Raw genomic sequence first — 26,313 nt, 5'->3', positions numbered from 1 at the left:
TATGTAATTTTAAATAGCAATACTATTGCTAATTTTAGTTAATCAGTTAATGCTGCTATCACCAGCGTTAAGTCATCGTCTGTACGTTGGGTAATCCTGTCTGAGCGTAAAAACTTTACGAGTTGCTCTTTGGCTATGATTTTGTCCTCGGCACTCGCGACAAAATCGAATAAAGGAAAAAAGAAAGGTTTGTGAGGTGCGCTTACAGCCATATTCATCGCCAGCAACTGCAATCCATCAGTGAGAACACCAATGTTGACGACTGGCTGACGCCATAGTTTCACTTGTACTTTTTCCATTGCAGTGGGAGAAACCAAAAAAGTGGTTTCGTTCATGTATTCCCCATTATCAGGCATAGTTAAGGCAATCAAGTTGCCCAGAGTATCCTTTGCTACTGCTACACCATCGCCGATCTGAGCTACTGCTACATTTTCGGGTGTGGCAACTAGAACGATTAAGGTGCTTGCTAAATCTTGGGGTTGTTTATTACAAGCAACAGCTTCTGCTTCTACTGCTTTTCTGGCGGTTAGCATGGCGTCAGTTAGGAGCGATCGCACAAAAGCATCATCTACTAAAGTACGCCGAGAAACTTGCTGATGAGCACAGATAGTAGCTACTGCTGTTTCTGCTGCAACCATTGCTCCAACTTTCCCTAAAATCGCTGAACCTGCACCATCAGCTGCTGACACCACCAAGACATTCTCAGGCAAGATTACAAAGTGGTGAGCGTCCTGACACAGCTGCTTATTTTTAAAATGGCTTGTGCCACATACTGATGCAGCTACTACCCGCCATTGAGGTGTCCTTGTTGAAGTTTTCATACACTCTAAATATTCCAACAGCTGTGTAAGTACAAAATATGCAATCTTACATCAAACAGAACCCCAACCAATCGGAGGTAGTGCCACCTGCTCATCCACTTGAGAATGAGAAACCGCTGACATACTGGCAGATAACCAGACAAACAGCTCGACAAAGTTTAATCCTGTTAGCTTTAGGGGGGTACGTACAGCTATTTGACTTAAACGTGCCATATTAGCATTTTCCACACCTACCGTAAAAAAAGCAACACGTTTGTTAACTTCATCTGCTTGCAGTCGTTTTGCGGCCTGATCGACCAAATTATCTGCTTCACCTTGTGGTTCTCCATCAGTAATCATGAATACCCAAGGACGATAGTAAGCAATACCATTGGTACGATACTGAGCTTTGCGTTCTTGAATTAAGTCTAAAGCTTTATGGATACCAGCACCCATATTCGTTAGTCCCTGTGCTGTTAGTATCGGTGGATTAAACTGATCGGCAGTCACGAAGTCTTGTACGATGTTGATGTGACTATCAAAAGTAACTATTGCTACCTCTACTCTTCTGGAAGCCAAGGAACTTTTAATTAATTCATCCCTAAAGCTCAGTAATCCTTCATTTAATGCATTGATTGCCATTCCTTGCATTGAGCCAGACGTATCAAGTAGTAATACGCAAGGACAACGTGGTTCTGGGTTCTCAGCAAATTCAACTACTTCATCAAGTCTTAACGTATCGGTCATAACTGTTTGTGTTATATTAAACTTCAAACTACTATTTTCCTTGCTCTCAAAAGTATATAGTTTCTAGGTTTGCAAGACTACCTAGACGCTTTTGGATTTTAGATAGTTTACTAGTTATTAAACAATTAGCAATACCCAAATTACATAAAAGTTGTCAAAAGTATTCCTTAAGAGTTAGTGCTGTAAAAGAGAAGTTACTAAGGCTTTGCATTGACTGTAGAAGCTTATTTAAAATAACTTATACGTATATTTTATAGAATACAATAACTGCGTAACTGAAGCTGGTGGGATATTTTAAAGATTTCATGTAGAAGATTCATTTTTTGGGTAAAAGTAATTAAACATTATTAGCATTCTCATCATTGTTGATGGAAACTCTATCAAAAGACAGCAGAACTCAAAGCAAAAACTTCAAAAATTTGTTGCAATACCTATACAAAAATTAACAACTCTCCTGAGAGTAGCTTTTATAGCTTGTAAGATATACATGACAAGTCGAAAAATATTTTTGCAAAGAAATTAGAAATAAAAAAATGCAAAACTTGCCAAAGAATGCGAATGCCCAAAAAAACTGCTATTTTTCCGTAAATTCTCCAAGGAAATGAATAATTACGGCACATTTACAAATCTACGTCCCCTAAGTTTGTTAAGACAATTATCCAACTGTTCTGATAGTACTCATTTACAAGCGCTGAGTAACTCAGTTACCTGGTCTATTTTTCTTGATCAAGGCAAAATTATATTTGCTACCCATTCCATTGAACCCTTCGATAGACTAGAACGTCACTTGCGTCGCCTCAGTCATCGAATCCCCACCCTTAACAGTGAAATTCGTATTCAATTACGTCTACTATTTGAACCAGATTATTATGCTCAGTCAACAGAAGTCGATAGTTCCATTTCCGAAGAATCTATTAGTGATCAACGACCTTATGAATATCAGGCTATTTGCTGGCTAGTAAGTCAAAAACATCTCAACCCTACTCAAGCAGCCGTATTACTTCAAGAATTAGCAAAAGAAGTAATCGAATCATTTATATTAATCAAACAAGGTAATTATGAATTAAAAGAAAATCCAGAGCGGATGCCAATTATTTGTAGACTTGATGTTGGAAAACTGCTAGAACGTTGTCAAGGCAGATTGCAAGATTGGAAGTCTTTCGCACCGCATATTTCATCACCGTACCAGCGTCCATACTTGCGTGTTAAAACCTTAAGTTCACAAACAGATTTACCAGAAATCCAGCAGAATCTTAGTGAATGGATGAAAGGTTTTAGCCTACGTCATCTGTCAGTGATTATGAACCAAGATGAAATCCATGTGCTGAAAACGCTGTATCCATACATCTTAAATGGTGCAATTTTATTACATGAACCAGATCCGCCCTTTGATAAACTACCTAAAACCTTTGAACAAGTAGTAGAAAATAATCAGATAAATTTATTAAATAATCAAGAATTAGTAGACATATCTTCGGTAGAAAATAGTAGTACAGAAGCTCAAACCACTTCTGGAGAAATATCACAGGTTACTCAAGCAAGAAGAAAAAAACTACAAGAATTCACAAATCCAATTAACATTAACCCAAATCTGCAACAAGCTAATCCTGCTCCTACCAGTATCCGCAAAAAATATAAAATTGTTTCTATAGATGATAGTCCAACATTTCTTAGAGAAATTAGCCGTTTTTTAGAAGAAGAAAACTTTTCGGTAGTTACCATCAGTGATCCACTAAAAGCAGTCATGGCAGTAATTAGACATAAACCAGACTTGATTTTATTGGATCTTAATATGGAAGGAATTGATGGTTATGAATTATGTCGAATCATTCGTAATAATTCGATGTTTAAAGAGACTCCGATTGTGATGGTTACAGGAAGTAAGGGAATTGTAGATAAAGTCAGAGCCAAATTTGTCGGAGCATCGGGATATTTAACAAAGCCATTTACTCGTGCAGATTTACTCAAAATGGTATTTATGCATTTAACGTAAGTAAATCGGCACAAATAAAGCTAACTCGTTGAAGTCGTCATTTGTTATACTCTACCTTGAAGCCGAAGAAGGCGCGTCTATGTCATTGGTCATTAGTAAGGGTTTTAGGCTTGTTTACTTTTCGTAACATGATTAGGTTTATTCCCGCCAACTTACTTAATAATTTTATTCAGAAGTCAAAAAATATAGAGTTTAAATTCGCATACTTAAAATTAATTTAATTTTATTTCATACAATTAAAAATAAAATAATGAATAAAGATGTTGCAGTCCAACGTCTCTACATGCCCAAAATGGTAGCGAAAAATCTTTAATCAAGCAGTATTGCTACGGCGTATAGTTTTGCGTAAATTCTAGATTTGTAGAAGATGATTTTATAGTTGTATAGTAGCATTACTTATCTCGGAAGCAAAACCAGCCTTGTCAAACAAAATTGATTACTCTAATGGATGAGGAACTTCGTCGATTAATTCTAAAATAGTCTTTACATTCTGAATTTCAGATCTGATTTCGCACAAGCACACATTCCATGCGTATTTCTCTTAAATGGCTGCGGGAACTAGTCGAGGTAAAACTTAACCCGGAAGAATTAGCTCAAACTTTGACAATGGCAGGGTTTGAAGTAGAAGATATTGAAGATCGCCGCACTTGGGCAAATGGTGTTGTGATTGGGAGAGTGCTTGAGCGCCAACTCCATCCCAATGCTGATAAATTAAGTGTTTGTCAAGTTGATATTGGTACAGGAGAAACTCTCAATATTGTCTGCGGCGCTCCTAATGTCCGGGCAGATATTTATGTACCAATTGCAACAGTAGGTACTTATCTACCAAATATCGATTTAAAAATTAAACCTGCAAAACTGCGTGGTGTCCCATCAAGTGGTATGATTTGTTCTTTAAAGGAACTAGGTTTGCCAAGTGATGTAGACGGAATTCATATTTTTACCCAAAAGAATCTGCAATTGGGTAGCGATGTGCGTCCTTTGTTGGGTTTAGATGATGTAATTTTAGATGTGACTGCGACTGCTAACCGTGCTGATGCTTTAAGTATGGTAGGTATAGCGCGGGAAGTTGCAGTTCTGACAGGTGCAAAAATAACTATTCGTGAGCCTAGTGAAGTTTCAGTTTCCCAAGGTGCAGGAAATTTGGCTATTAAAGTAGCTGATACGCAAGCTTGCCTCGCCTATATTGGTACAGTGATTGAAGAGGTAAAAATTGCTGCCTCTCCTGATTGGTTACAACAGCGTTTACGCTCTGCGGGAGTCAGACCAATTAATAATCTAGTGGATATTACCAACTATGTATTGTTAGAATGGGGACAGCCACTACACGCATTTGATCGCGATCGCCTTGTTTCCATCGCCGTAAGCGAAAAGCTAGCCATTGGTGTTCGCTTTGCTAATGCTGGAGAAACCCTCAAAACTCTAGACGGACAAACTCGTACTCTCACCACCCAAAATTTGCTGATTACCGCCAACGATAAACCTGTTGCTTTGGCTGGTGTGATGGGTGGCGAAGACAGCGAAGTCCATGCAGGTACACAAAACCTGGTATTAGAAGCAGCCCTATTTGATTCCGTAGCGATTCGCCGTTCTTCTCGAAGTGTGGGTTTAAGAAGTGAATCTTCAGCTCGATACGAACGAGGTATAAATAGCGCTGGGTTGGAAATAGCCACACGTCGCGCCCTGACTTTGATTACCGAACTTGCTCAAGGAAATCTTGCGACTCAAGAAATTTCCGACACCCGCCCCGATCCATCGACTTGGACACGTTCTATCGAACTACGATTAGATCGAGTGAATCAGGTGTTGGGGCCTGTTGATTCCGGTGAACAACCCACAGAACTACAAGCTGAAGATGTAGAGCGTACCCTAACTGCATTAGGATGTCAACTGACTTCTGCTGGTGAGCGCAAATGGACAGTTACAGTACCGCCCTACCGTTACCGTGACTTAGAACGGGAAATTGATTTAGTTGAAGAAATTGCCCGCCTCTATGGCTACAATCGTTTCTGTGACACCCTGCCAGAAAAGTCAGAAGCTGGCTATCTGCCTTTTGATGTGGAAATACTGCGTCAATTACGTGCATGTTTGCGAGCAGAAGGTTTGACAGAACTAATGCATTACTCCTTAGTCAAGTCAGGAGAAGATAGACAAATAGCGCTGGCAAATCCTTTATTTGTAGAGTATTCAGCCCTACGCACAGACTTAATATCTGGGTTAATAGATGCTTTTGTGTATAACTTAGAACAAGGTAATGGGGCGCTCAACGGTTTTGAAATTGGACGCATTTTCTGGCAAGAAGAAACCGGATTGCAAGAAGCAGACGCTATAGCGGGGATTTTGGGAGGCGATCGCAGATCTAGTAAGTGGATCAGCAGTGGACGCGAACAAGATCTGACTTGGTATGAAGCCAAAGGCAGCTTAGATAGTGTATTTCAGCGCCTGAGTTTGGAGGTAGAATATCAACCAGATTGCCGTGACGAGCGTTTACATCCAGGTAGAACCGCCTCTTTATGGACTAGAGGTAACAGACTTGGTATCTTTGGGCAGTTACATCCCCAACTGCGACACGAAAGAAGTTTGCCAGAAGCAGTTTACGTATTTCAATTAGATTTAGATGTGCTATTGGATGCATTAGATCAAGATGAAATAGCCGTACCCACATTCAAACCTTACTCTACCTATCCAGCGACAGACAGAGATATTGCCTTCTTTGCACCTGTAAAGGTGACAGTTGCTGAAATTGAAAAAGCAATTACCAAAGCAGGTAAAGATTTACTCGAATCTGTACAAGTGTTTGATGAATATCGTGGTGAACACGTACCGCAAGGACAACGGAGTTTGGCATTCCGCTTAATTTATCGAGCAAGCGATCGCACCCTCACTGATGCAGAAGTTGAACCTGTGCATCAAAAAGTCCGTGATACATTGGTTGAAAAATTTGGTGTTGCTTTGAGAAGTTAATAATTGATTTGTAGGGCCGCGTCTACGCCCCTACTATCTACTAAGCACTAGCTACTAACAATATTTAGAAATAAACAAAATATGACAAAATACATCATGTGGGGGATTTACTGTGAAAATGTCCTCGAAAAACGCGCTCCTTACCGTCAAGCCCATTTAGATAGATTAGCAAAACAAAAAGAATCTGGTGTCCTAATTACTATTGGTCCCACCAAAGATTTAACAAAAGTTTTTGGTATTTACGAAGCCGAGAACGAAGATGCTGTACGCCAATTAGTAGAAAATGACCCCTACTGGCAAAACGGAATTTGGACTGAATACTCTATCAAAGAGTGGATTCAAGCATTCTAAATCTCAGGCAAATGGCAGAAGGTGCAAGTATAAAAGATGCAATAATATTTTGATATCTTTCATTACCTCACTTTTTTGTACGGTAATCAAGAAAGATTTTTCATGCAAAAAAACTTGCAATTGCCTAGACTAAAAGTATGGTCAAACACAACTATCTCAACTTTGACTATTTTTAATCACTGATGTTTAGTTGAGAAGGAAAGTAGATGAACAAGATTTTTAAACGCGCATTTTTACCCGGCTTACTAGCCACAAGTTTAGTTGGTGCTAGCTTTGTCCCTGCTAAACCTGCTTCTGCTGATGAATACATACTACAAGACCTCGGTATTGGAGCTGGTGCTGGTGTAGTAACTGGCGCTGTCAGAGGACGTGGTTCTGTAGTTAACAATGCTGTGAAGGGTGCGGCGGCTGGTGCGGCTGTCAACGCTGTTCATGGTACACGACGTCAGTACCAAAACCGTCAAAAGCGTAACGTGGTTCAAGATGTAGGAGTTGGTGCAGCCGCAGGTGCAGTAACTGGTACAATTCTTCGTGGTAATACTAGACATGTTCTTGGTGATGCAGTTGATGGTGCAGCCGCAGGTGGAGCCATTAATGTTCTCACCAATGGGAAAAGGCAGTAATTTAGAGATTATTGCACAGGCGCACAACCGTGCGCCAATATCAAATTGGTAAATTTTTGTCAGTCTTCTTCTGTGGCTGGTAGAGGAAATCTTTCACCAGCTAAATAAGCGGCAAAATGTTGTTGGAAGTATAGCCAAGAAGTCATGTCTTCGACATCCAAAAAGGATTTCGGAGCATTTTTGTATAAAGGGACGCGAGTATTTATTTCATCTTTGAGCAGTTGGGGTAATGCATCGAAGCCTTGCACTTTGCTACCATAAGCACTATAGATCAGATAACCAGAGCGATCGCCCATTTTCATCCAGGGTAGCCATTGACCAATCCGATCCCAACTTAATCTCAATTGAGAAACTGAAGTTAATTCCGAATTAAATAAATCTGTGGTGGAAACGGTTATTTTAAATAACTCTGCTGCTTGATAAGTAGTCTGAGGTGTATATTGAGCTAATTTAGCATCTTCTATTAAGGGGTTAGGATAAGTAGGAAATATATCAAATACAAAAGTTGTACTTTCACCATCTATCTGCGCTGGAAACTTGCCTTTAAAATGACCTTGTACTGGATTATTAGCGACGTGCATAACTGGGACTGTTTCCCCCGTCCAAGGATTATCCCATTTATGCAAAATCTCTTCTGTTTCAGGGTTGAGGTAATAAGTCAATTCTCTTGAGGTAAAATCCCAGCAACCTACTTCTGTAGGAATGCATCGGCTCACACTCATACCGACCATTTTAAATAAGAGTGTGCGTTTTTCACCGGGAACAAAAGCGTATATCTTACCTGTCCAGCTTAAAAAGCTTGATTCGGCAATATCAAGGGACGAACGAGTTTTCACCCAGTGCGATGCTTCTAATTCTTGAATTTCGGCGACCATTTTGTGGCTCCTTATTGACACTCTCCTGAGTGCAAAAATTTCGCTATCGCTCATTTTCGGGGAGCATCCCAAATGTGAATCTTTTACTTACTTCCAAGCGATACTAGAACTATGAAGTAGAACCCTCTAGATTCAGTTGTCAAGGTACAGCGTCTACATGTTAGGTAGTAATCGGGTTTTTAAAATGGTTGATTACCTCTCCACTGTTGGTAATTTTACCATGAAAACGGCACATTTAATTGCCATTGGTGCGACATCTCCTACATAAAAGATAGGAGTTTTGCACCTATCGTCATAGCTGAGTAAGGGAATATGACAAACCAGAGCATCAAGATTCTATTCGTCGTCTATATTTTCGATACCTGAGCAATTTCCCTCATTTTAGGAACTTGGTATGTAAAATTAGTGTCACTAATAACACTGAGAAATTTTTAGAAAATCATCTAATGAAAATGCCAAGAAAATTAAGAAATTTGGGAATAAAAGTTTCGTTTATTATTGCCAGCATTGCGATCGCATCGGTAGTAAAAACTGTAGCATTTGCTGACGAAACACCACCACCCATATTTGGTGATGTCAGTATTAGCCCCAAATTTTTTCCAGATCCTTTTGAGGTTCGTGGGATGAGTGGGGGTTCATTACCAGGAAATCAGGTTGTCACCAAAAAAGAAACGTCTACAGGAGCATGTACGGGATTTGTTGATCAAAAACCAGATCATCAGCTTGAGTTAGGAAAAAAATTCGATTACTTAAAGCTGCAAATAGATAGTCCGGAGGACACAACCTTGATTATCAATGGCCCCGGTGGTACTTGGTGCAATGACGATTTTGATGGTAAAAATCCTGGTATAGTTGGCGAATGGCTACCTGGAACTTATAAGATTTGGGTTGGTTCGTACAACAGAGATGAGTATTTTCCTTATACTTTGAAAGTCACAGAAGCAAAATAAATTTCAAGTAGCTAAGTTAGCCCCCTGTGTAGCAACAGTTTAGAATCCCTGTAGCTTTAGCCCAGGGAGAAGCCAAGACTTTCTTTTTTAATGGTTTGTATTAAAATTAAGTTAAATTTAATTAAGATTCTTTTTAGCGTCATGGCTGTGCCATCGCGTTAAAGTTTCAGTGAACAGTAAACAGTGAACAGTTATCCAATTTGTTGGCTAGGTATACACAATCCAATCAGAGACAGCGCTGATAACTGAGTAACTGAGTAACTGAGTAACTGATAACTGATAAAACAAAATGGATTTATAAATATCCGTTTCATAGCGAGCTTGTGGGAATCACATCGCTAATTAGTTGTATATCGGCATCTAGAGGCAAAACAAGATGAAATTCTCCTGGAGAGTCCTAGTTCTCTGGACATTGCCAGCTTTGGTAATTGGCTTTTTCTTTTGGCAGGGTGCATTTGCTGGCGCTCCTGCGGATATGGGTAGAAACACAGCCAGTACACGTATGACCTACGGTCGCTTTCTAGAATATTTAGACGCCAATCGCGTTACTAATGTAGATTTTTATGAAGGCGGCAGAACAGCAATTGTGGAAGCTGTAGATCCAGATCTCGATAACCGTGTTCAACGAGTACGAGTTGATCTGCCTATTAACGCTCCTGAGCTAATTACCAAGCTCAAAGATAAAGGAGTGAGTTTTGATGCCCACCCGATGCGTAATGACGGTGCTATCTGGGGACTTTTAGGAAATCTTATTTTTCCAATATTGTTGATTACTGGATTGTTCTTTTTGTTCCGTCGCTCCAGCAACTTGCCTGGTGGCCCTGGTCAAGCAATGAGCTTTGGCAAATCTAAAGCTCGTTTTCAAATGGAGGCCAAAACTGGAGTTAAATTTGACGATGTCGCAGGAATTGAAGAAGCAAAAGAAGAACTCCAAGAAGTTGTCACCTTCCTCAAACAGCCAGAAAAGTTTACTGCTGTTGGCGCTCGTATCCCCAAGGGAGTGTTGCTCGTAGGCCCTCCAGGAACTGGTAAGACTTTATTGGCAAAAGCTATTGCTGGAGAAGCAGGGGTTCCCTTCTTTAGTATCTCTGGTTCAGAATTTGTCGAGATGTTCGTAGGTGTGGGTGCGTCTCGTGTCCGTGACCTGTTCAAAAAAGCCAAAGACAACGCTCCATGTATCATATTTATCGACGAAATCGATGCGGTAGGTAGACAACGGGGTGCTGGGATTGGCGGTGGTAACGATGAACGGGAACAAACCCTCAACCAGCTACTGACCGAAATGGATGGTTTTGAAGGTAACACTGGGATCATTATTATTGCTGCTACCAACCGTCCTGATGTATTGGACGCGGCGTTGTTACGTCCCGGACGTTTTGACAGACAAGTAACTGTTGATGCACCTGATATTAAAGGGCGTTTGGAAATTTTGAAAGTTCACGCCCGTAACAAGAAACTAGATCCCAGCGTGTCTTTAGATGCGATCGCTCGTCGTACTCCTGGATTCACTGGAGCCGATTTAGCCAATCTCCTCAACGAAGCTGCGATTCTCACTGCCAGACGTCGTAAAGAAGGTATCACCCTCACAGAAATTGATGATGCTGTGGATCGGGTTGTTGCTGGTATGGAAGGAACACCACTGGTAGATAGTAAGAGCAAGCGTTTAATTGCCTACCATGAAATTGGCCATGCTTTGGTGGGAACTGTCCTCAAAGATCATGACCCAGTACAAAAAGTTACCTTGATTCCACGGGGACAAGCACAGGGTTTGACCTGGTTTACTCCCTCTGAAGAAATGGGTTTGATTACTCGCTCTCAAATCAAAGCCAGAATTACAGGTGCTTTGGGTGGTCGTGCTGCCGAAGATGTGATTTTTGGGCGAGATGAAATTACCACTGGTGCTGGAAATGACCTGCAACAAGTGAGCAACATGGCTCGGCAAATGGTAACACGTTTCGGAATGTCTGATTTAGGCCCCCTTTCCTTAGAAAGCCAGACAGGAGAAGTTTTCTTGGGTCGAGACTGGATGACTCGTTCTGAATATTCGGAAGCGATCGCATGTCGGATCGATGCTCAAGTCCGCTCCATTGTTGAAGAGTGTTATAACAACGCCAAGGGAATTATGCGTGACAATCGCACTCTTATGGATCGTTTAGTTGATCTATTGATCGAGAAAGAAACCATCGACGGCGAACAATTCCGTCAGATTGTGGCTGAGTACACTGTTGTACCCGAAAAACCTCAATTTACACCTATTCTCTAGGTTTCGTTAGGTTTTTAAGTTTATAATTTTTTATTCCCCATGTTTATAAATAAAGAACATGGGGATATTTATTTAGTTATTAGTTATCAGTTATCAGGCGTATCGTGGGGGATTTAAACCCGCCACCAATACCTAGCCTACCACCAATTGCTGGGGGACAATAAACTCAAGGAATACATCGCTGATCACTGATAACTGTTCACTAACAACTGTTGATTTTTGATTGTTAACGATTAACTATTAATTTCTTATGAAATCTTATTTAGCTGCTGCTATTCAAATGACCAGTGTGTCTGATCTAGAAAAAAACTTGGCACAAGCAGAGGAATTAATTGATTTAGCAGTGCGTCAGGGTGCTGAATTGGTGGGCTTACCTGAAAATTTTCCCTATATGGGAGAAGAGAAGGACAAACTCGCTCAAGCCGACGCGATCGCACATCAAACAGAAGTATTTCTCAAAACGATGGCCCAGCGCTATCAAATTACCATTTTAGGTGGTGGCTTTCCCATTCCTGTAGAAGGCACAGGCAAAGTTTACAACACAGCTTTACTTGTTGACCGCAACGCCCAAGAATTATTGCGTTACCAAAAGGTACATCTATTTGATGTCAATGTTCCTGATGGCAATACTTACAGAGAATCCAGCACAGTCATGGCTGGTACAGAACTACCTTCTATCTATTCTGATGAACTACTAGGTAATATTGGAGTTTCTGTTTGTTACGACGTTCGTTTTCCTGAACTTTATCGCCATATGTCATCCAAGGGAGTAGATGTGATATTTGTTCCTGCGGCTTTTACTGCTTTTACGGGCAAAGATCATTGGCAAGTGCTACTACAAGCCCGTGCTATTGAAAATACCAGTTATATTATCGCGCCAGCCCAAACCGGACTCAACTACAACCGCCGTCAAACCCACGGTCATGCAATGATTATCGACCCATGGGGAGTGATTTTAGCTGATGCAGGAGAAAAACCAGGAGTTGCGATCGCCGAAATTAAACCATCACGGCTAGAACAAGTCCGCCGTCAAATGCCTAGTTTGGAACATCGAATATTTTAAGACAGTTTTAGGGTTTCACTCTTCAGTATGCAAAACTGGGCAACCTTTGCAGCAAGGGGGTTTGATTAGAGAATGAATTGTATTCCACTCTACTTACCCCCTTGCTGCCACCTCCACTCCTAGATATTAAATGTGGGCAAAATATATAAGGTTGCCCAGTTTTGCTCTTATTTGTCCAAGGGGTGTAAGGGTGTAAGGGTTATAAAACGATGATTATTCCGTTAGTTTTACAGTCATCACTCATTGCTTGATTAAAAACCTATACTTGTCAGTTCCTCCTACACCCCTACACCCTTACACGCACATACCCATTGTGAAGAATGTTATTAAGTATTTAAACAGAATTAATTACACATCTTGTTTCTAAGAGTGCCTATTGCCTATTGCCTGTCTCCACGAATGAATTTAATTTTGTGCGACTACTTATTTATTCATTACCCATTCTTCGGGAATTGGGGATTTCGTGCTGGTGGTAAGTTTGGTTGCAATTGTTCTCTGCCTTTGTTAACAATTTGTAACATATCGTGAAGCTGTTCTTCGATATTCTCTAGAACGCTATCAGCATAGTCATCTGCACCCTGTTCGATGGCTTCAGCCTCTGCGATCGCAGTTCGTCGCATTTCCTCCAATTCTTGCTGACATTGGCGGCGTTTACGGTCAATTTCTTCGAGAGTGTCTTGTAACATTGCATTACATTCTTGTTGCACTTGTTGCCGTAGTTCTGCGGCTTCCCGTTCTGCTTGTCTGAGAATGTCGCTATCATCTAATATTTGCGCTCTTTTAGCTTGTGCGGCTTCTACTATTTGCTGTCCGTACTCTTCTGCTTGCAACAAGATTTCTTCTTTGTGTTGCAACATATCTGTTGCTTCAGAAAAAGCAGTTGGCAAGCACATTCGGATAAAATCAAGCTGGTCAAGCAGCTTTTCTTCATCAACTAACGTCCGTCGCGTCAGTGGAATGTGAAAGCTAGCGAGAATCATTTCTTCCAGACGATTGAGTTCCATTTGAATATCTATGCTTCCCGTTCGCATAGCTTCTTCAGGTACTCCATCGCTGAATTCTGGTCGGGCTAAATTGCTTCCGTCTTGACTTGGTTCGATACGGGATGGTTTTGGGCGTAGCATTGGTAAATATCCAGGGCAACGTGCGGGGGAACAAGATGATCAACAGAGCCACCAAATCTTGCAATCTCTTTTACCACACTACTACTTAAAAAACTATATTCATTTGATGTCGCCAGAAAAACAGTTTCTATATCTACGGAAAGAGTTTTATTGATATGAGCCATTTGTAACTCAATTTCAAAGTCCGAAATTGCTCTTAGCCCCCGCAGTAAAACAGCAGCTTCCCGCATGTGAGCATAATTGACTGTCAAACCATCAAAAGCATCAGCTTCCACATTGGGTAAATGCTTGACAGAATAACGAATCAGTTCCAGCCTTTTTTGTATGCTAAACAGTGGCGTTTTATTAGGATTTCGCAATACAGCAACAATCACCTTCGTAAATAGCCGACTACCACGCTGAATGATATCTAGGTGTCCCAAGGTAATGGGGTCGAAACTTCCTGGATAAATGGCAATCACAATTTAACGATGCCTCACAGTTGTTTAGGTGATTATATCTAATCACAGATTATGAGCAACAGAGGTAATTTTTATTTTTGCTAGAGATTTTACTCATACGCCACAAATACGGCTGGCTTTGTTTTTGTCGAGGTAGCACAACAGCGATCGCCAAACTTTTTTTGCTCAAGACGCTCAAGCCATAAACAAAACACTGGGAAAATGTTTTTTCCTCTCTGATGGAGCTAATAAGACTTAGAATCTAAGCTGTAGTTTTAGTAGTTAGTAGTTGTCTGTTGTTTGTTGGTAGTTGCTTGTCCTAACCATCAACAAACAACCATTAACTAAAGAACTAACTACTAACAATTTAAAACTCAGCACTTTAAATTCCAAGTTTTTTAGGTACTTCCGCATGGCATTGGATATTTCCGCCTTGCCCTTGGCGTTTCTATTTACATCTCCTGGCCCGATTTTTGTCAAACTAGGGCCAATCACTATCCGTTGGTATGGTTTGTTAATTGCTTCAGCAGTCTTAATTGGCGTGACTCTTTCGCAGTATTTGGCAAAACGCCGTAATGTGAATCCAGAGTTATTAAGCGATTTGTCAATTTGGCTAGTGATTGGAGCAATACCAGCAGCAAGACTGTATTATGTTTTGTTTGAATGGCCAGAATACGCTCAACATCCAGAGCGAATTATCGCCATTTGGCAAGGGGGTATTGCTATTCATGGGGCGATTCTGGGAGGTCTGTTAGCTGCTTTAATCTTTGCCAAACTCAAACGGATGTCTTTTTGGCAATTGGCAGACTTAGTGGCTCCTTCGCTGATTTTAGGGCAGGCGATTGGACGTTGGGGAAATTTCTTTAATTCAGAAGCATTTGGTGCGCCTACCGATTTACCCTGGAAGCTTTATATTCCTCCAGAACGTCGTCCCCCAGACTTAGCTAATTTTGAATATTTTCATCCCACATTTCTGTATGAATCACTGTGGGATTTAATGGTATTTGCCTTGTTGATGACATTATTTTTTAGAGGTCTGCGGGGTAAACCACGTTTAAAAACGGGTACTTTGTTTATGGTTTACTTGTTGACTTATAGTTTGGGACGCCTTTGGATTGAAGGTTTGCGAACTGATAGCTTAATGCTTGGACCATTGCGAATCGCACAAGTGGTAAGTTTAATCGGCATTATTTTGGGATTGAGTGGTTTAGCTTGGCTATATATTGCTAAACGTCGATTACCAGATGTAGTTTCAACTTCCCAAGAGTGAGGGGATTGGGGATTGGGGACAAGGGGGACAAGGAAGATAGGGAGAATAACCAATGACCAATGACCAAAAATAAAAAATGCCCCAGAGTTTTCTCTAGGGCTTAACCAGGGTGCATCTACCATTCATCTCTACTAGATAGGGAGAGTCGATCCGGAAAGATACTGAGAAAATCTCAAAAAAAAATTTTTTTTTATTATTTATCTGATTTGTTGTGCGTAATTATTCTATATGATTCTATGAATAATAGTGATAAAAATAACTGTTTAATATTAAAATCATGTGTGTATATTGTCGGAGCAGGACCTGGAGATCCTGAACTTTTAACAATTAAAGCGCAAAAAATCTTAATGGCGGCTGATGTAATTTTATTTGCTGATTCTTTAGTACCTCAACAAATTTTGCAATTTTGTCGCCAAGATGCAGAAATTATTCCAACTGCAAACAAGACTTTAGAAGAGATTTTGCCACTGATGATAGAACGAGTGCGATCGCATCAGTCTGTTGTCCGTCTTCATTCTGGTGATCCCAGTCTCTATAGTGCTATCCAAGAACAAATGCAGCTTTTGGCTGAAGCAGAAATCCCTTTTGAAGTTGTACCTGGGATCAGTGCTTTTCAGGTTGCTGCTGCAAAACTCAAAGTAGAACTCACGGTTCCTGGTTTGGTGCAAACAATCATCTTGACACGAATTAGTGGACGCACAGAGGTTCCTGCAAAAGAAGAATTAACTTCTCTAGCTGCACATCAAGCTAGTCTGTGTCTTTACCTGAGTTCGCGTCATATCGAAGCAGCCCAAGCCAAATTATTAGAACATTACCCACCTGATACCTCTGTGGCTATTTGCTATCGTCTGGGCTGGCCTGATGAAAAAATTTTGGTGGTTTCTCTTGACAAAATGGCTGATTGTACTCATCAAGAAAATTTAACCCGTACCACACTCTATGTGATTAGCCCTGCACTCAAACAAGGTATTGGGCGATCGCGCCTATATCATCCTGAACATACTCATCTATTCCGCTCTCAAGAATAACAAAACTTTTGGTAGAAACTTGGGTAAGGATAAAGGGAATTGAAAAATCTTTTCCCCCTTACCCTAAAAGATGCACCCCAATTCATAGCAATTATACCTTTTGCAAGAGGTCTATTCTCTTCATAAAAATATATATGCACTACAGTTACCTCTGTTCGTTAGACTTAGCAGTGTAGAAAAAATATTAGGTAGATTAACCGATGCTTGACGAACAGGCAAAAAAAACCATGCTGTTGAAAATACCCCACGGACTCTATATCTGTGGTGTTAAAGACGGGGAAGAAATCAATGGTTTCACAGCTAGCTGGTTAATGCAGGCTTCATTTAAACCCCCATTAGTTGTAAATTGTGTCAACCAAAATTCTATTTCTCATCAGATGATTAAAAACAGTGGGGTATTTACAATTAGTTTTTTGGACGAAGGACAAAAAGACATAGCACAAAAGTTTTTCAAACAGATGCGTCGTGTTGGCAATAAATTTGAGGATGTAGAATTTTATCTCAGCGAAACAGGCTGTCCGGTTATTTCTGATTCTTTGGGATATATTGAATGTCAAGTTGTTGATGCAGTGATGAAAGGTGATCACACTGTATTTGTAGGTGAAGTAATAGCTGCTGGTGTGCATCGTGAAGGTAAACAGCTACTACTGGAAACAACAGGTTGGCAGTATGGTGGTTAGTAGTTAATAGGGGCGTAGATGCGGAGCGGCTTCTCCTACAGTACGGCTGTTCGCCCCTAAAATAATTAATAGTTTATAGAAAAATAATCAACAATCAACTAAAATCCAAAATTTGTGTTATGCCTTTGATCAAAGTTCAAACTTCTGTTTCTGCACCCGAAAAAGCTAAAATTGAAGCAATGCTAAAAAATCTTTCAGCGAAATTAGCCAAGCATACTGGTAAACCAGAATCCTATGTGATGACAGCTTTTGAAGCAGAAATTCCGATGACATTTGCTGGAAATACAGATCCTGTTTGTTATGTAGAAATTAAAAGTGTTGGTACAATGAAGCCTGAGCAAACTCAGGTAATGAGTCAAGATTTTTGTCAGGAAGTTAATCAAGCATTAGGGATACCAAAAAATAGGATTTATATCGAGTTTAACGACGCCAAAGGCTATATGTGGGGCTGGAATAGTACGACTTTTGGTTAAAATTTTGCCGTTAATTAATTTGTGTAGACAATTCGTTTTGAAAGTAATTTCAACTTTGAAATAAATAACCTTATCTCCAACCGGGTGTTGAAAATAAATTCTCTAGCACCCGGTTTTGATGTTGCATATATAGCGCTTCTCGGTTGTGTGCAATACGCTGCGCCCAGACGTTACATGTAACGTCTCTACATTGTTCATGGCGGTGTATTTGATTCAAATGAGAACCGCTATAGTATTCCTAAAGATCCCCGACTTCGCAGAATTTGTCGGGGATCTAAGCTCTGTGATTCTCACAAATCAATTAGGATTGCTATATTAATTATTGCAGGAGTAAATTCTTTCTTTTGATTTTTAACTTATTACTTTTACCTTGAGATAACATAGATATGCCAGCATCAAATTGTGATTAATTATGTCTGTTACGCCTGTTGTATCTGAGGTTGATTCACCTAATCAAAAAATAACAATTCCTCCGTTGCTAGGTGCTTCTGTGACGGAGTTAACTGCTTGGGTGCAACAGCAGGGACAACCAGGGTATCGAGGTAAGCAGCTGCATGATTGGATTTATAACAAGGGAGTGCGATCGCTTGCTGATATCTCTGTTTTTCCTAAACAATGGCGCGCAGAAGTTGCGGAAATTCCGATTGGGCGTTCTACTATACATTACCGCTCAGTTGCCCCTGATGGTACTGTCAAGTATCTTTTAAAACTGTCAGATGGATTTATTATTGAGACTGTCGGTATTCCTACAGAAAAGCGTCTAACAGTTTGTATTTCTACTCAAGTGGGTTGTCCAATGGCGTGTGATTTCTGCGCTACTGGTAAAGGTGGTTACAAGCGCAATTTGGCGCATCATGAAATTATAGATCAAGTGCTGACAGTCCAAGAAGATTTTCAGCAACGGGTGAGCCATATTGTATTTATGGGTATGGGCGAACCCTTACTAAATACAGATAATGTCCTAGCTGCAATCAAATCTCTAAATCAAGATGTGGGGATTGGACAGCGTAACATGACAGTTTCTACTGTAGGAATACGCGATCGCATCCGTCAGTTTGCTCAAAACAAATTGCAAGTTACCCTAGCGGTGAGTCTACATGCATCTAATCAAACACTGCGGGAAAAACTCATTCCCAGCGCCCATCCCTACAAAATAGAAGATTTACTCACCGAATGTCGGGAATATGTCGAGATCACAGGACGGCGAGTATCTTTTGAGTATATTCTGCTTGCTGGTGTTAACAATTTGCCAGAACACGCCAGTGAACTAGCAAAAAGATTACGGGGATTCCAAAGTCATGTTAATTTAATTCCCTATAATCCCATTTCCGAAGTTGACTACAAACGCCCCAACCGTGATCAAATTCAAGCCTTTGTCAAAGTCCTCAAACAACACCATATCGCCGTCAGCGTACGCTACTCTCGTGGTTTAGAAGCAGATGCTGCTTGCGGACAATTACGAGCGGATAAGCAGTAGAGTTGCTATTATCTTTACAAAAGATTGATCAAAACATTTGATTATTACTGAATATATGTGACCATTATTCCGAAATGTTGTAACTTCAGGTGGTAAGTAGATATAATACTCACCAATGTTAGGATCAACATTTCACCATCAAGATTTTATTTGTGAAGCTGGGATTATTTAATCAAGGTTTGACCAAAATTAATGGGATTCAAATCACCTCTCTAGCGAGAGTCACTACAAGTGCGATCGCTGATCAGCCAACTTATGCACAAGGTAAAGTTTCCAACCCCCATCAAAAGGGGTAGTGGCAAATGAAATGGCACAAACTCAAGCCAGTGACACTTGCTACTGGCATGTTATTAGTAATTTGTGCATCAGCAGTATATCTCAAATATTCTGCTGAATGTGTCAAGATGAATTGCGAAGTAAGAAATAATACATATACTAAACGCTTGTCAATAGAGCAAATACGGCGTCATGCTCAAGTTATTACTGTGAAAGTGATGTCAAAAGAATTTTTAGGTTCAGGAATTATTCTGAAAAAACAAAATTCAGTTTATACAGTTATAACTAATGCTCACGTATTGCGTGCCGATGATCCTCCGTATCGGATTCAAACGCCGGATGGTCGGATCTGGTCTGCGAATTTGCCAAAAAACGTCAAATTTGGCACAAATGATTTAGCAATATTACAGTTTCGTAGCTCAGACAAAAATTATACTGTAGCATCTATTGCTTTTAACCCTGCCATCGGTGATGAAGTGTTTGCTGCTGGATTTCCCTATGCAGATGAAGGCAAAGAAAAAGGCTTTACGTTTACAACTGGTAAGATAACGCTAAAATTACCGAAGGCTTTGGAAGGTGGCTATCAAATTGGCTACACTAATGATATTCAAAAAGGTATGAGTGGAGGGCCACTCCTCAATCATCAAGGTGAAGTGGTGGGTGTGAATGGAATGCACGCATACCCTTTGTGGGATGTTCCTTCAGTGTATAGTGATGGTTCCCAAGCAGATCAAAAATTGCATGAACAGATTGTTCGCCTTAGTTGGGCTGTACCGACGGAAAAATTTTCTTTTAGAAGAAAGATTAGTCAATTATCTAATCAATCTCAAAAGAATGAATCATTTCATTTGCAGTATTGATAAATTCATCATAATCATCAATTGCTGCTGTGTAGGTAATTATGTATGCTTTATCGCCTTTTAAAGTCCAAATTTGCAGATTTTTTAACTCAATATCTCCATTTTTACCTGTGTAAATTATCTGATTTGCTTGTTTGAACGCCAAAGTAGTTGAACTCATATTAATGATTTGAGCATCTGGCAGAGTATTTTTAATTTCATCAATAAATAATTCTTTAGACTCAGCTAATGTTCCTGAGAATTCCTCAATTTCTATATTTATTTTTTCTTGAAATCTATCTGTGTCATTTTGCTTAGGAGAGATGATTGTTGCTAATTCAGTAACACCTCCAGCATTAATGTCTTTTATTTGTAACTGCCAAGTTTCTGGATATTTGATTTTGATTTGATATTCGCTGTTTTCATAAGGTAGAAATTTTTCTTGTTTCTTTCCAGACCAAATTCCAGGCCAAATTCCAGGCCAAATTCCCACAACTACACTAACAAGTACTGCAACTATTCCTAAAGGAAATAACCATTTCCAAGGGGATGCAAAAGAACTAATTTTCTGTTTAAATGCAATATTTTTGTCTGAGATTTGTCGCAGTGCTTCTAATGCTGACTCTGCTGACTGATAACGTCCACTAAAATGATAACGTACCATTCTATCTAAAATATCAGCTAGCTCAGGACTAACGTGGGCTTGGTCCCGCCAGATAATTTCTCCGGTTTGGGGATCTCTTGGGAGTTTGCTTCCTTGGGAAGGATCGGGATATATACCTGTTAAAGCTTGGATACCAATGACTCCGACGGCGTAGACGTCACTGCTAAATTGCGGTTCGCCAGCTGCTTGTTCACTTGGCATGTAACCAAGAGTACCAATTGCAACTGTAACAGTTTGTCCCTGTTGATTAACTTCCAAACCTCTTACTTTCTTAACTGCACCAAAATCAATCAGGACTATTTTCCCGTCAAACCTTCGCATGATATTAGCAGGTTTGATGTCCCTGTGGATAACTCCTTGGCGATGAACAAAGGCCAAAACTTCTAAAATTTCCGTCACGAGCTTAATCGTTTCGGCTTCACTGAGTCTATCAGCTAAGGGAGGTAGTTCTTGCCTGAGATCGTGACCTTCAATAAATTCTTGTACTAAATAAAATTCTTGATTTTCTTCAAAATAAGCTAAAAGACGCGGTATTTGATCATTATTGCCTAATTCTTCTTGAATTTCTGCTTCTTGTTTAAAAAAGCGTTGTGCTATCTGTAGAGTATTTGGGTCGTTGGTTCTTGGTTTTAGCTGCTTAACCAGACACTTAGGATTACCTGGGCGATCAGTGTCACAGGCGATGTAAGTAGCCCCAAATCCTCCTCCTGATCCCAATTGTTGGACAATTTGGTAACGTCCACGAAGCTTGTGACCCGACATTACATTCACTCTAATTAATAATTAGGGTTTTGATTAATTCCCTGAATAACAATTTAGCAGCTTTTGCAGCAATCCGCGATCGCACTAATTTTACAGGACGACCAGCAGCTTTTTCAGAGTCTAGTTGACCTCCAAGTAGTTCCCCAATTTCATTTTTGAGGCGATTACGTTTTGGCTCAATGCGAGTGAAAACCCATTGCCAAAGCGCTATACGGCATAAGTCGGAACCACCGACAATTTTAATACGGTGGCTATCACCAGAAGAATTTAACGAGGGAGCGTAGCCCAAAGCTTTTTGAAATCGACGCTCTGATAAATGACGCTTGGTTGGTTTTTTGGAAACTCTGCCTTTGCAGATTTTAACTTCTGGTTGACCGTCAGCATCGAGGTAATTTTCAATTGGGTAAATCTGGGAGAGCAAAACAGCAGACAAGCGTGAGCCAAAACCAAACTTTTGAAAAACCTGTCGATATGGTTGAAACCGAGAGTCAGTCAGCAATTGGTTTAATTCATCCTCAATAGCTTGCTCCTCTCGTTGAAGGTCACACAAGCGTTTTGCATGATAGCGAACAGTTTCAGTAATCCCCAATCCCACACTTTGAGAGTATAAATTGTCGTAGCGAACCGAAGTACGTTCACCCGATAGCCAACCCCAAAGTAAGGGGACTTGTCCACTTTTTGAGCGTTGTGATTGCGTTGATGCAACTTCTGGAAATTGCCAAGTCAAATCTTGACGAATGCGATTGATAATTGGTGATTGAACTCGGTTAAGGTGTGCCAAGCGTAGAATTAATTCTCGGATTCTGGTAACAACCTGATCACGGATTTGTACAAATCTTCGCGGCTCACCTAAATAATCAAAGCAATAGCAGGCAAGGGCTAGGGCGTCAGCATCATCATCTTTATCAGGCAATGCTAGTTGATAAGCTCGATAATTTTTTAGCTCCTTGTGACCAACCAAACGCACTTCAACGCCAGCACGGGCTAAGTGTGTTCCCCACAACTTGGCATAATTTACACCAGTTGGTTCCATAACAGCTATGTCCGGCTTGAGTGCTAGCAATGCTTTTATACCTTTTGCATTGGCACTAAAGCGATAAAACGGACACTCATAATAAAATTGACGTGGATCATCAGGTTTGCTTGTTAACAAGCAAGCCGAAACTGAGGACTTGCTAACATCAAGTCCCAGTACTCTCAAGTTATTTTGTTCCATCTGGGTGGTTCGTTGGTTGATAAATCCCTGTGTAGCCTTTGAATCACCCGAAGGCGCAATTAGCCTGCTTCACTCTCAAGGGCTTTGCCCACAGGGATGGAACTAGCATCTACTTACAGCAGTCGAGCTTAAGAATGTAAGAAAGCTATACAAAGCTTGTTTCACCTTAAAAGCCCTAAACTGCTGCTGTAGTGCTGGCGAACTGATTTGGACTCAGACCGCGACGAGCGGGTGGTGGCCCGTCGTTTCGCCGGTGAGTCAACCGGCTCATCAAGCGGTTTATGATAGTTGTTGTTAAATTATGCTTGTGCGATCGCGTAAATGCACCCACGCGATCTTCCCTCCGGGAGGCTTCGCCAACGCACCCAAATCTATGCGGCTATCTGCTTCTCTTTGAGATGAATTCTCCAGATTTCATCGGGCGAATACTTGATGATTTTGGAGCATTCATCAAACTCAGCAGCATTGGCATCATTTGGCAAAACACGATCAATCGACTCAATAGTGTAGTCGTTAAATTTGGTTTCACCTATCAGTTGTGATGGTTCACAATTGCTTGTGTAGCCTTCAATTTCTGAAGTTTTGATCTGTTTACCATTTAGGTAAAACTTGCTGTAGAAAAACTTTAAATCTGTAGTCATTTAATCTCCTTATTTATCAACACCGAAAAGCATACATCTGACTTTGCCGTTTTTTAGCTTCCAGTTCTGAACGTCTCTACCAATAGCTGGTTTGACCAATTTACATTCTTCGATTGTGTTAACCTCCACATATTCTCTACCGTCGTCTTCATCGCGTTTCACCACAAAATCTTCAATATTCATCAGAGTATTACCCTGATGATCAATTACTTTCTTTTTCCCTCCTTGGTTGACGACGTAATAAACAATTCCTCCAATCGTTACTGCTCCCACAACAGCACAGACGACGGTTCCAACTCCTGTTGCACATAGGGGCGCTGCGGGGGCAAGTAATGCTGGATTTGCTTTGACTGGTTCTAGTTTGGTAAAATTAACTCCGGCGAAAGCAAAAGCGACGCCTAAAGCTAACCATTTGGATTTTCTCATTGTTAAGTTTCCTGTTTTAGAAAGGTGACGCTTTAGATGCAGCTAGAGCGCTATGTCCGAATAGCCTGACGCCAAGCCTGGATGATGGTTGCAGCGTTATCACGTGTGAAAACCTGTTTATCGCCGTTGCTCCATACAACAGCTAAAATTAGGTTCCCTTGTCGATCGCGCTTATATTTGAGTTGCCTAACGTGGGCAAGGTTGACCCATCCGGCGCTTGGGGTTTGGCAAGCAATGAGGGTCATGGTAAATTACAACTAGCATTCTTAAAAGTTGCGATCGCATTTGCTCTTGATGTGCGGTCGCTTAATTTTTCCCCCTCCCGCTACCTCGATAAAAAGCTAAGTCCTGTTTTTTGAGCTGCCAGTACTCTGGCCAAGAGATAATGTAGTTGGCTTTGTGCCGTCTGGTAATGCGAAACGCCGCATACCAGCGACGCCAACAAGCTTTGGCGTAGTGTTCCATATTTATGATTTGGTTTTGAAAAAATGCCAACAGTGTCTATCCCGTGCCACTGCTGGCACGTTTTGAATAGAAAACATTCAAGCAGTCCTTTGATCAATCCCTCCTCACGAAACGACGCAAGATTCTGACGGGCATCGATGCGGCCCGTTGACTAATGACTGATAACCAATAACTGACCATTAACCCCTAGCACTGTACGTTCGCTCATTTTTAAAGGTAAAAGGAATTAATGCCTTACTGTGTAAGGTTTCAACGTGATTGTGGATCTGATAGTGGTGATACCATGTAATACTTGGGTCAGGATTTGTCAGCTTAACGATGTATTACACGGATAAACAAAGGTAAATTTTTCCATATAATACATGGAGAGTCGAGATTCAGACCCAAAGACTGTAAGAGTCCCGGTGCATCGGTGTAATACATGGATGAGAAGCATGATTTCTAGTTCAGCTTGCGGTGTAATACACAGTTAAAGTTGATGTTGAAATGGGACATTCAATTCCGTGTCTTATTGTCAAGGAGGGCTGATTTTATCGGGGTAAGACGTAATTATGTCTTGCAGTACTCTGAATCTACCTGATAAAGGGACTCAGGCATGTTCATTAAGGAAAGAATTTGTGTTTGTAGCGTGGACAAGGGAGTGATGAAGATGGTAGAGTCAGGAAGAAAATAAAGAGTTAAATTGCAAAAAGCCTTAAGTATTCGTTCGGTAGATGGGCGATTGGTTTTTCGCTTTGGATTGCCATCATAAAAACCAGCTAAAGATTGTTGAGTTTCCTCAAGAGCCAGCCGTACCACAAACTCCATCAAGGTAAATACGCGCAAAGCTATGTTCAACACGAACATCAAGCCAGTGATTCGGTCTTCATTTTGGAAGTAAATAGGTAAGGCGGGCAAAGAACCTCTTTTAAAACGGTGAAACCCACGCTCCAAGAGCCATTCATCCCGGTAATACATGACAGTTTGTGGTAGGGTCAGTCGAGTGGTCAGGGCGTTGGTGACATACAATCGCCATCCAGCCAGGGTTTCTGAAAGCTTAATGGCAGTATCAACCTGCTGGATATGAAGTTGAAGACAGATCTTCGTAACTTCCTCAGTGGTCGAGTTTTTTGAGGGTCGTCCCCGTCCGATATGGCGAGTTTCTTTGATGATTTCTTCTATAATAGTGGTTGAGAAAAAATCGTTGACACGATAGCGCTGGAGAATGTTTTCGACTTTCTGGGTAAGTTCCCCCCGATCCTCTCCTGGTTTGGCTGCTAATTTATCCAGAGCAGAAAGCGCTCTCTGAATGCGTTGCTGTTGACCACGGATAGTAGATGCTGCAAGGCTTTGGGAATAAACTACTAAGTATCGTTCATGCCAAAGTACCCACTTGTTGGTTTCTTCATTTAACCAAAACTTGCCTAACTCCACTTCAAAGCCCTTTCCCACAGCAGGTTCTTCTTCATTTTGTCGCGGTAAACGAATGGACACCGTCTCTGCTGGTGGATCAAGTACCCATTGCTTAAGATATTGGGGATGTTGCCCACTCATGGGTACAGGAACACAGTAAATACCCCCATTTGCTGCGATTTGAGCGCGGGTTGCTATCGAGCCTGCTTTACAATCAGCAATCAAGACAAATTTTTTGTGCCCAATGACTTGCGCCATTTTTTGCCAAGTGGGGAAATACAATGGGTCATCAGCTCCATTACCTTCAAGGGTAGCGCTGACCAATGGCATTCCCATTGGGTCGAGGGTTGCCAACATCTGACGGTATTGCAGCAAGTCTGGGCGAAAGTCTTTGGAATACCCATGACGTAGTAGACTTTCTTCTGGCGATTCTCCTTGTTGATGATTGACACTAAAAGGGGTAAATATCGGGAAGCTGTCACGAAGTGCAAACTAAACGGTTTAGTATAGA

26 protein-coding genes and 1 pseudogene are annotated in these 26,313 nt (G+C 40.8%); 14 read left to right on the top strand and 13 right to left on the bottom strand.

Annotation, left to right across the window (positions count from 1 at the left end):
- Positions 1 to 38: 38 nt before the first annotated feature.
- Positions 39 to 821: a PP2C family serine/threonine-protein phosphatase gene (locus AC5JMK_RS14385; RefSeq protein ID WP_096677194.1), complete on the bottom strand. Its 783-nt coding sequence runs from the start codon at positions 819 to 821 to the stop codon at positions 39 to 41.
- Positions 822 to 872: 51 nt separating this feature from the next.
- Positions 873 to 1,547: a vWA domain-containing protein gene (locus AC5JMK_RS14380; protein WP_096677193.1), complete on the bottom strand. Its 675-nt coding sequence runs from the start codon at positions 1,545 to 1,547 to the stop codon at positions 873 to 875.
- 601 nt (positions 1,548 to 2,148) lie between these two features.
- Between AC5JMK_RS14380 and AC5JMK_RS14375 the strand changes: the two genes are divergently transcribed.
- The 4 genes from AC5JMK_RS14375 (at position 2,149) to AC5JMK_RS14360 (ending at position 7,478) form a co-directional block, all read left to right on the top strand.
- Complete coding sequence (locus AC5JMK_RS14375) at positions 2,149 to 3,540, top strand: response regulator (RefSeq protein WP_096677192.1); 1,392 nt, start codon at positions 2,149 to 2,151, stop codon at positions 3,538 to 3,540.
- A gap of 528 nt (positions 3,541 to 4,068) precedes the next feature.
- Positions 4,069 to 6,504, top strand: coding sequence for a phenylalanine--tRNA ligase subunit beta (gene pheT, locus AC5JMK_RS14370; protein ID WP_495910408.1), 2,436 nt, complete (start codon positions 4,069 to 4,071; stop codon positions 6,502 to 6,504).
- An 81-nt stretch (positions 6,505 to 6,585) separates the two neighbouring features.
- Positions 6,586 to 6,855, top strand: a complete 270-nt coding sequence (locus AC5JMK_RS14365) for a YciI family protein (protein ID WP_096677190.1) — start codon at positions 6,586 to 6,588, stop codon at positions 6,853 to 6,855.
- Between the two features lie 206 nt (positions 6,856 to 7,061).
- Entirely contained in the window at positions 7,062 to 7,478 is a 417-nt protein-coding gene (locus AC5JMK_RS14360; protein WP_096677189.1) for a hypothetical protein, read from the top strand.
- 59 nt (positions 7,479 to 7,537) lie between these two features.
- Here the strand turns inward: AC5JMK_RS14360 and AC5JMK_RS14355 are convergent, their stop codons facing one another.
- Positions 7,538 to 8,353 (bottom strand): DUF1838 domain-containing protein, encoded by an 816-nt coding sequence (locus AC5JMK_RS14355; RefSeq protein WP_096677188.1) that lies wholly within the window; start codon positions 8,351 to 8,353, stop codon positions 7,538 to 7,540.
- Positions 8,354 to 8,805: 452 nt separating this feature from the next.
- Between AC5JMK_RS14355 and AC5JMK_RS14350 the strand changes: the two genes are divergently transcribed.
- The 3 genes from AC5JMK_RS14350 (at position 8,806) to AC5JMK_RS14340 (ending at position 12,629) form a co-directional block, all read left to right on the top strand.
- Complete coding sequence (locus AC5JMK_RS14350; RefSeq protein WP_096679151.1) at positions 8,806 to 9,303, top strand: hypothetical protein; 498 nt, start codon at positions 8,806 to 8,808, stop codon at positions 9,301 to 9,303.
- A 376-nt stretch (positions 9,304 to 9,679) separates the two neighbouring features.
- A complete protein-coding gene (ftsH2, locus tag AC5JMK_RS14345; protein ID WP_096677187.1) occupies positions 9,680 to 11,566 on the top strand; it encodes an ATP-dependent zinc metalloprotease FtsH2 in 1,887 nt (628 codons plus the stop codon).
- 250 nt (positions 11,567 to 11,816) lie between these two features.
- Positions 11,817 to 12,629, top strand: coding sequence for a carbon-nitrogen hydrolase family protein (locus AC5JMK_RS14340; RefSeq protein WP_096677186.1), 813 nt, complete (start codon positions 11,817 to 11,819; stop codon positions 12,627 to 12,629).
- Positions 12,630 to 13,063: 434 nt separating this feature from the next.
- Here the strand turns inward: AC5JMK_RS14340 and AC5JMK_RS14335 are convergent, their stop codons facing one another.
- A complete protein-coding gene (locus AC5JMK_RS14335; RefSeq protein WP_096679149.1) occupies positions 13,064 to 13,633 on the bottom strand; it encodes a hypothetical protein in 570 nt (189 codons plus the stop codon).
- Between the two features lie 65 nt (positions 13,634 to 13,698).
- Positions 13,699 to 14,214 carry a pantetheine-phosphate adenylyltransferase gene (gene coaD / locus AC5JMK_RS14330; protein WP_096677184.1) on the bottom strand — a complete coding sequence of 172 codons (516 nt, stop codon included), beginning with the start codon at positions 14,212 to 14,214 and terminating at the stop codon, positions 13,699 to 13,701.
- A gap of 391 nt (positions 14,215 to 14,605) precedes the next feature.
- On the opposite strand from coaD, the gene lgt reads away from it, so the two are divergent.
- The 7 genes from lgt (at position 14,606) to AC5JMK_RS14295 (ending at position 20,257) form a co-directional block, all read left to right on the top strand.
- Positions 14,606 to 15,463: a prolipoprotein diacylglyceryl transferase gene (gene lgt, locus AC5JMK_RS14325; protein ID WP_096677183.1), complete on the top strand. Its 858-nt coding sequence runs from the start codon at positions 14,606 to 14,608 to the stop codon at positions 15,461 to 15,463.
- 236 nt (positions 15,464 to 15,699) lie between these two features.
- Positions 15,700 to 16,491 carry a precorrin-4 C(11)-methyltransferase gene (gene cobM, locus AC5JMK_RS14320; protein WP_096677182.1) on the top strand — a complete coding sequence of 264 codons (792 nt, stop codon included), beginning with the start codon at positions 15,700 to 15,702 and terminating at the stop codon, positions 16,489 to 16,491.
- Positions 16,492 to 16,691: 200 nt separating this feature from the next.
- Positions 16,692 to 17,171: a flavin reductase family protein gene (locus AC5JMK_RS14315; RefSeq protein WP_096677181.1), complete on the top strand. Its 480-nt coding sequence runs from the start codon at positions 16,692 to 16,694 to the stop codon at positions 17,169 to 17,171.
- Between the two features lie 119 nt (positions 17,172 to 17,290).
- On the top strand, positions 17,291 to 17,644 hold the full coding sequence (locus AC5JMK_RS14310; protein WP_096677180.1) for a phenylpyruvate tautomerase MIF-related protein: 354 nt from the start codon (positions 17,291 to 17,293) through the stop codon (positions 17,642 to 17,644).
- A gap of 412 nt (positions 17,645 to 18,056) precedes the next feature.
- Complete coding sequence (gene rlmN, locus AC5JMK_RS14305) at positions 18,057 to 19,121, top strand: dual-specificity RNA methyltransferase RlmN (RefSeq protein ID WP_096677179.1); 1,065 nt, start codon at positions 18,057 to 18,059, stop codon at positions 19,119 to 19,121.
- A gap of 152 nt (positions 19,122 to 19,273) precedes the next feature.
- The gene (locus tag AC5JMK_RS14300; RefSeq protein WP_495910407.1) at positions 19,274 to 19,417 is read left to right on the top strand and encodes a hypothetical protein; all 144 of its coding nucleotides are present in this window, start codon (positions 19,274 to 19,276) and stop codon (positions 19,415 to 19,417) included.
- A gap of 6 nt (positions 19,418 to 19,423) precedes the next feature.
- Positions 19,424 to 20,257 (top strand): S1 family peptidase, encoded by an 834-nt coding sequence (locus AC5JMK_RS14295; RefSeq protein ID WP_096677178.1) that lies wholly within the window; start codon positions 19,424 to 19,426, stop codon positions 20,255 to 20,257.
- Here the strand turns inward: AC5JMK_RS14295 and AC5JMK_RS14290 are convergent.
- The 8 genes and pseudogenes from AC5JMK_RS14290 to AC5JMK_RS14255 all read right to left on the bottom strand — a co-directional run.
- On the bottom strand, positions 20,214 to 21,662 hold the full coding sequence (locus AC5JMK_RS14290; protein WP_096677177.1) for a serine/threonine-protein kinase: 1,449 nt from the start codon (positions 21,660 to 21,662) through the stop codon (positions 20,214 to 20,216). The genes AC5JMK_RS14295 and AC5JMK_RS14290 overlap by 44 nt on opposite strands.
- Positions 21,663 to 21,672: 10 nt before the next feature.
- Positions 21,673 to 22,878, bottom strand: a complete 1,206-nt coding sequence (locus AC5JMK_RS14285; RefSeq protein ID WP_096677176.1) for an IS110 family transposase — start codon at positions 22,876 to 22,878, stop codon at positions 21,673 to 21,675.
- Positions 22,879 to 23,053: 175 nt separating this feature from the next.
- A complete protein-coding gene (locus AC5JMK_RS14280) occupies positions 23,054 to 23,209 on the bottom strand; it encodes a hypothetical protein (protein ID WP_495910406.1) in 156 nt (51 codons plus the stop codon).
- A gap of 40 nt (positions 23,210 to 23,249) precedes the next feature.
- Positions 23,250 to 23,519, bottom strand: coding sequence for a hypothetical protein (locus AC5JMK_RS14275; RefSeq protein ID WP_096677175.1), 270 nt, complete (start codon positions 23,517 to 23,519; stop codon positions 23,250 to 23,252).
- Positions 23,520 to 23,528: 9 nt separating this feature from the next.
- A complete protein-coding gene (locus tag AC5JMK_RS14270; RefSeq protein ID WP_096677174.1) occupies positions 23,529 to 23,945 on the bottom strand; it encodes a hypothetical protein in 417 nt (138 codons plus the stop codon).
- A 50-nt stretch (positions 23,946 to 23,995) separates the two neighbouring features.
- Positions 23,996 to 24,190, bottom strand: coding sequence for a hypothetical protein (locus AC5JMK_RS14265; RefSeq protein WP_096677173.1), 195 nt, complete (start codon positions 24,188 to 24,190; stop codon positions 23,996 to 23,998).
- A gap of 61 nt (positions 24,191 to 24,251) precedes the next feature.
- Positions 24,252 to 24,410, bottom strand: a complete 159-nt coding sequence (locus AC5JMK_RS14260; RefSeq protein ID WP_495910405.1) for a hypothetical protein — start codon at positions 24,408 to 24,410, stop codon at positions 24,252 to 24,254.
- Between the two features lie 549 nt (positions 24,411 to 24,959).
- Positions 24,960 to 26,258, bottom strand: a pseudogene (locus tag AC5JMK_RS14255) (IS1634 family transposase); the annotation flags it as partial.
- Positions 26,259 to 26,313 lie beyond the last annotated feature (55 nt).

This window comes from Pelatocladus sp., assembly GCF_059505505.1.
This window is presented reverse-complemented; position numbering and strand designations above follow the sequence as displayed.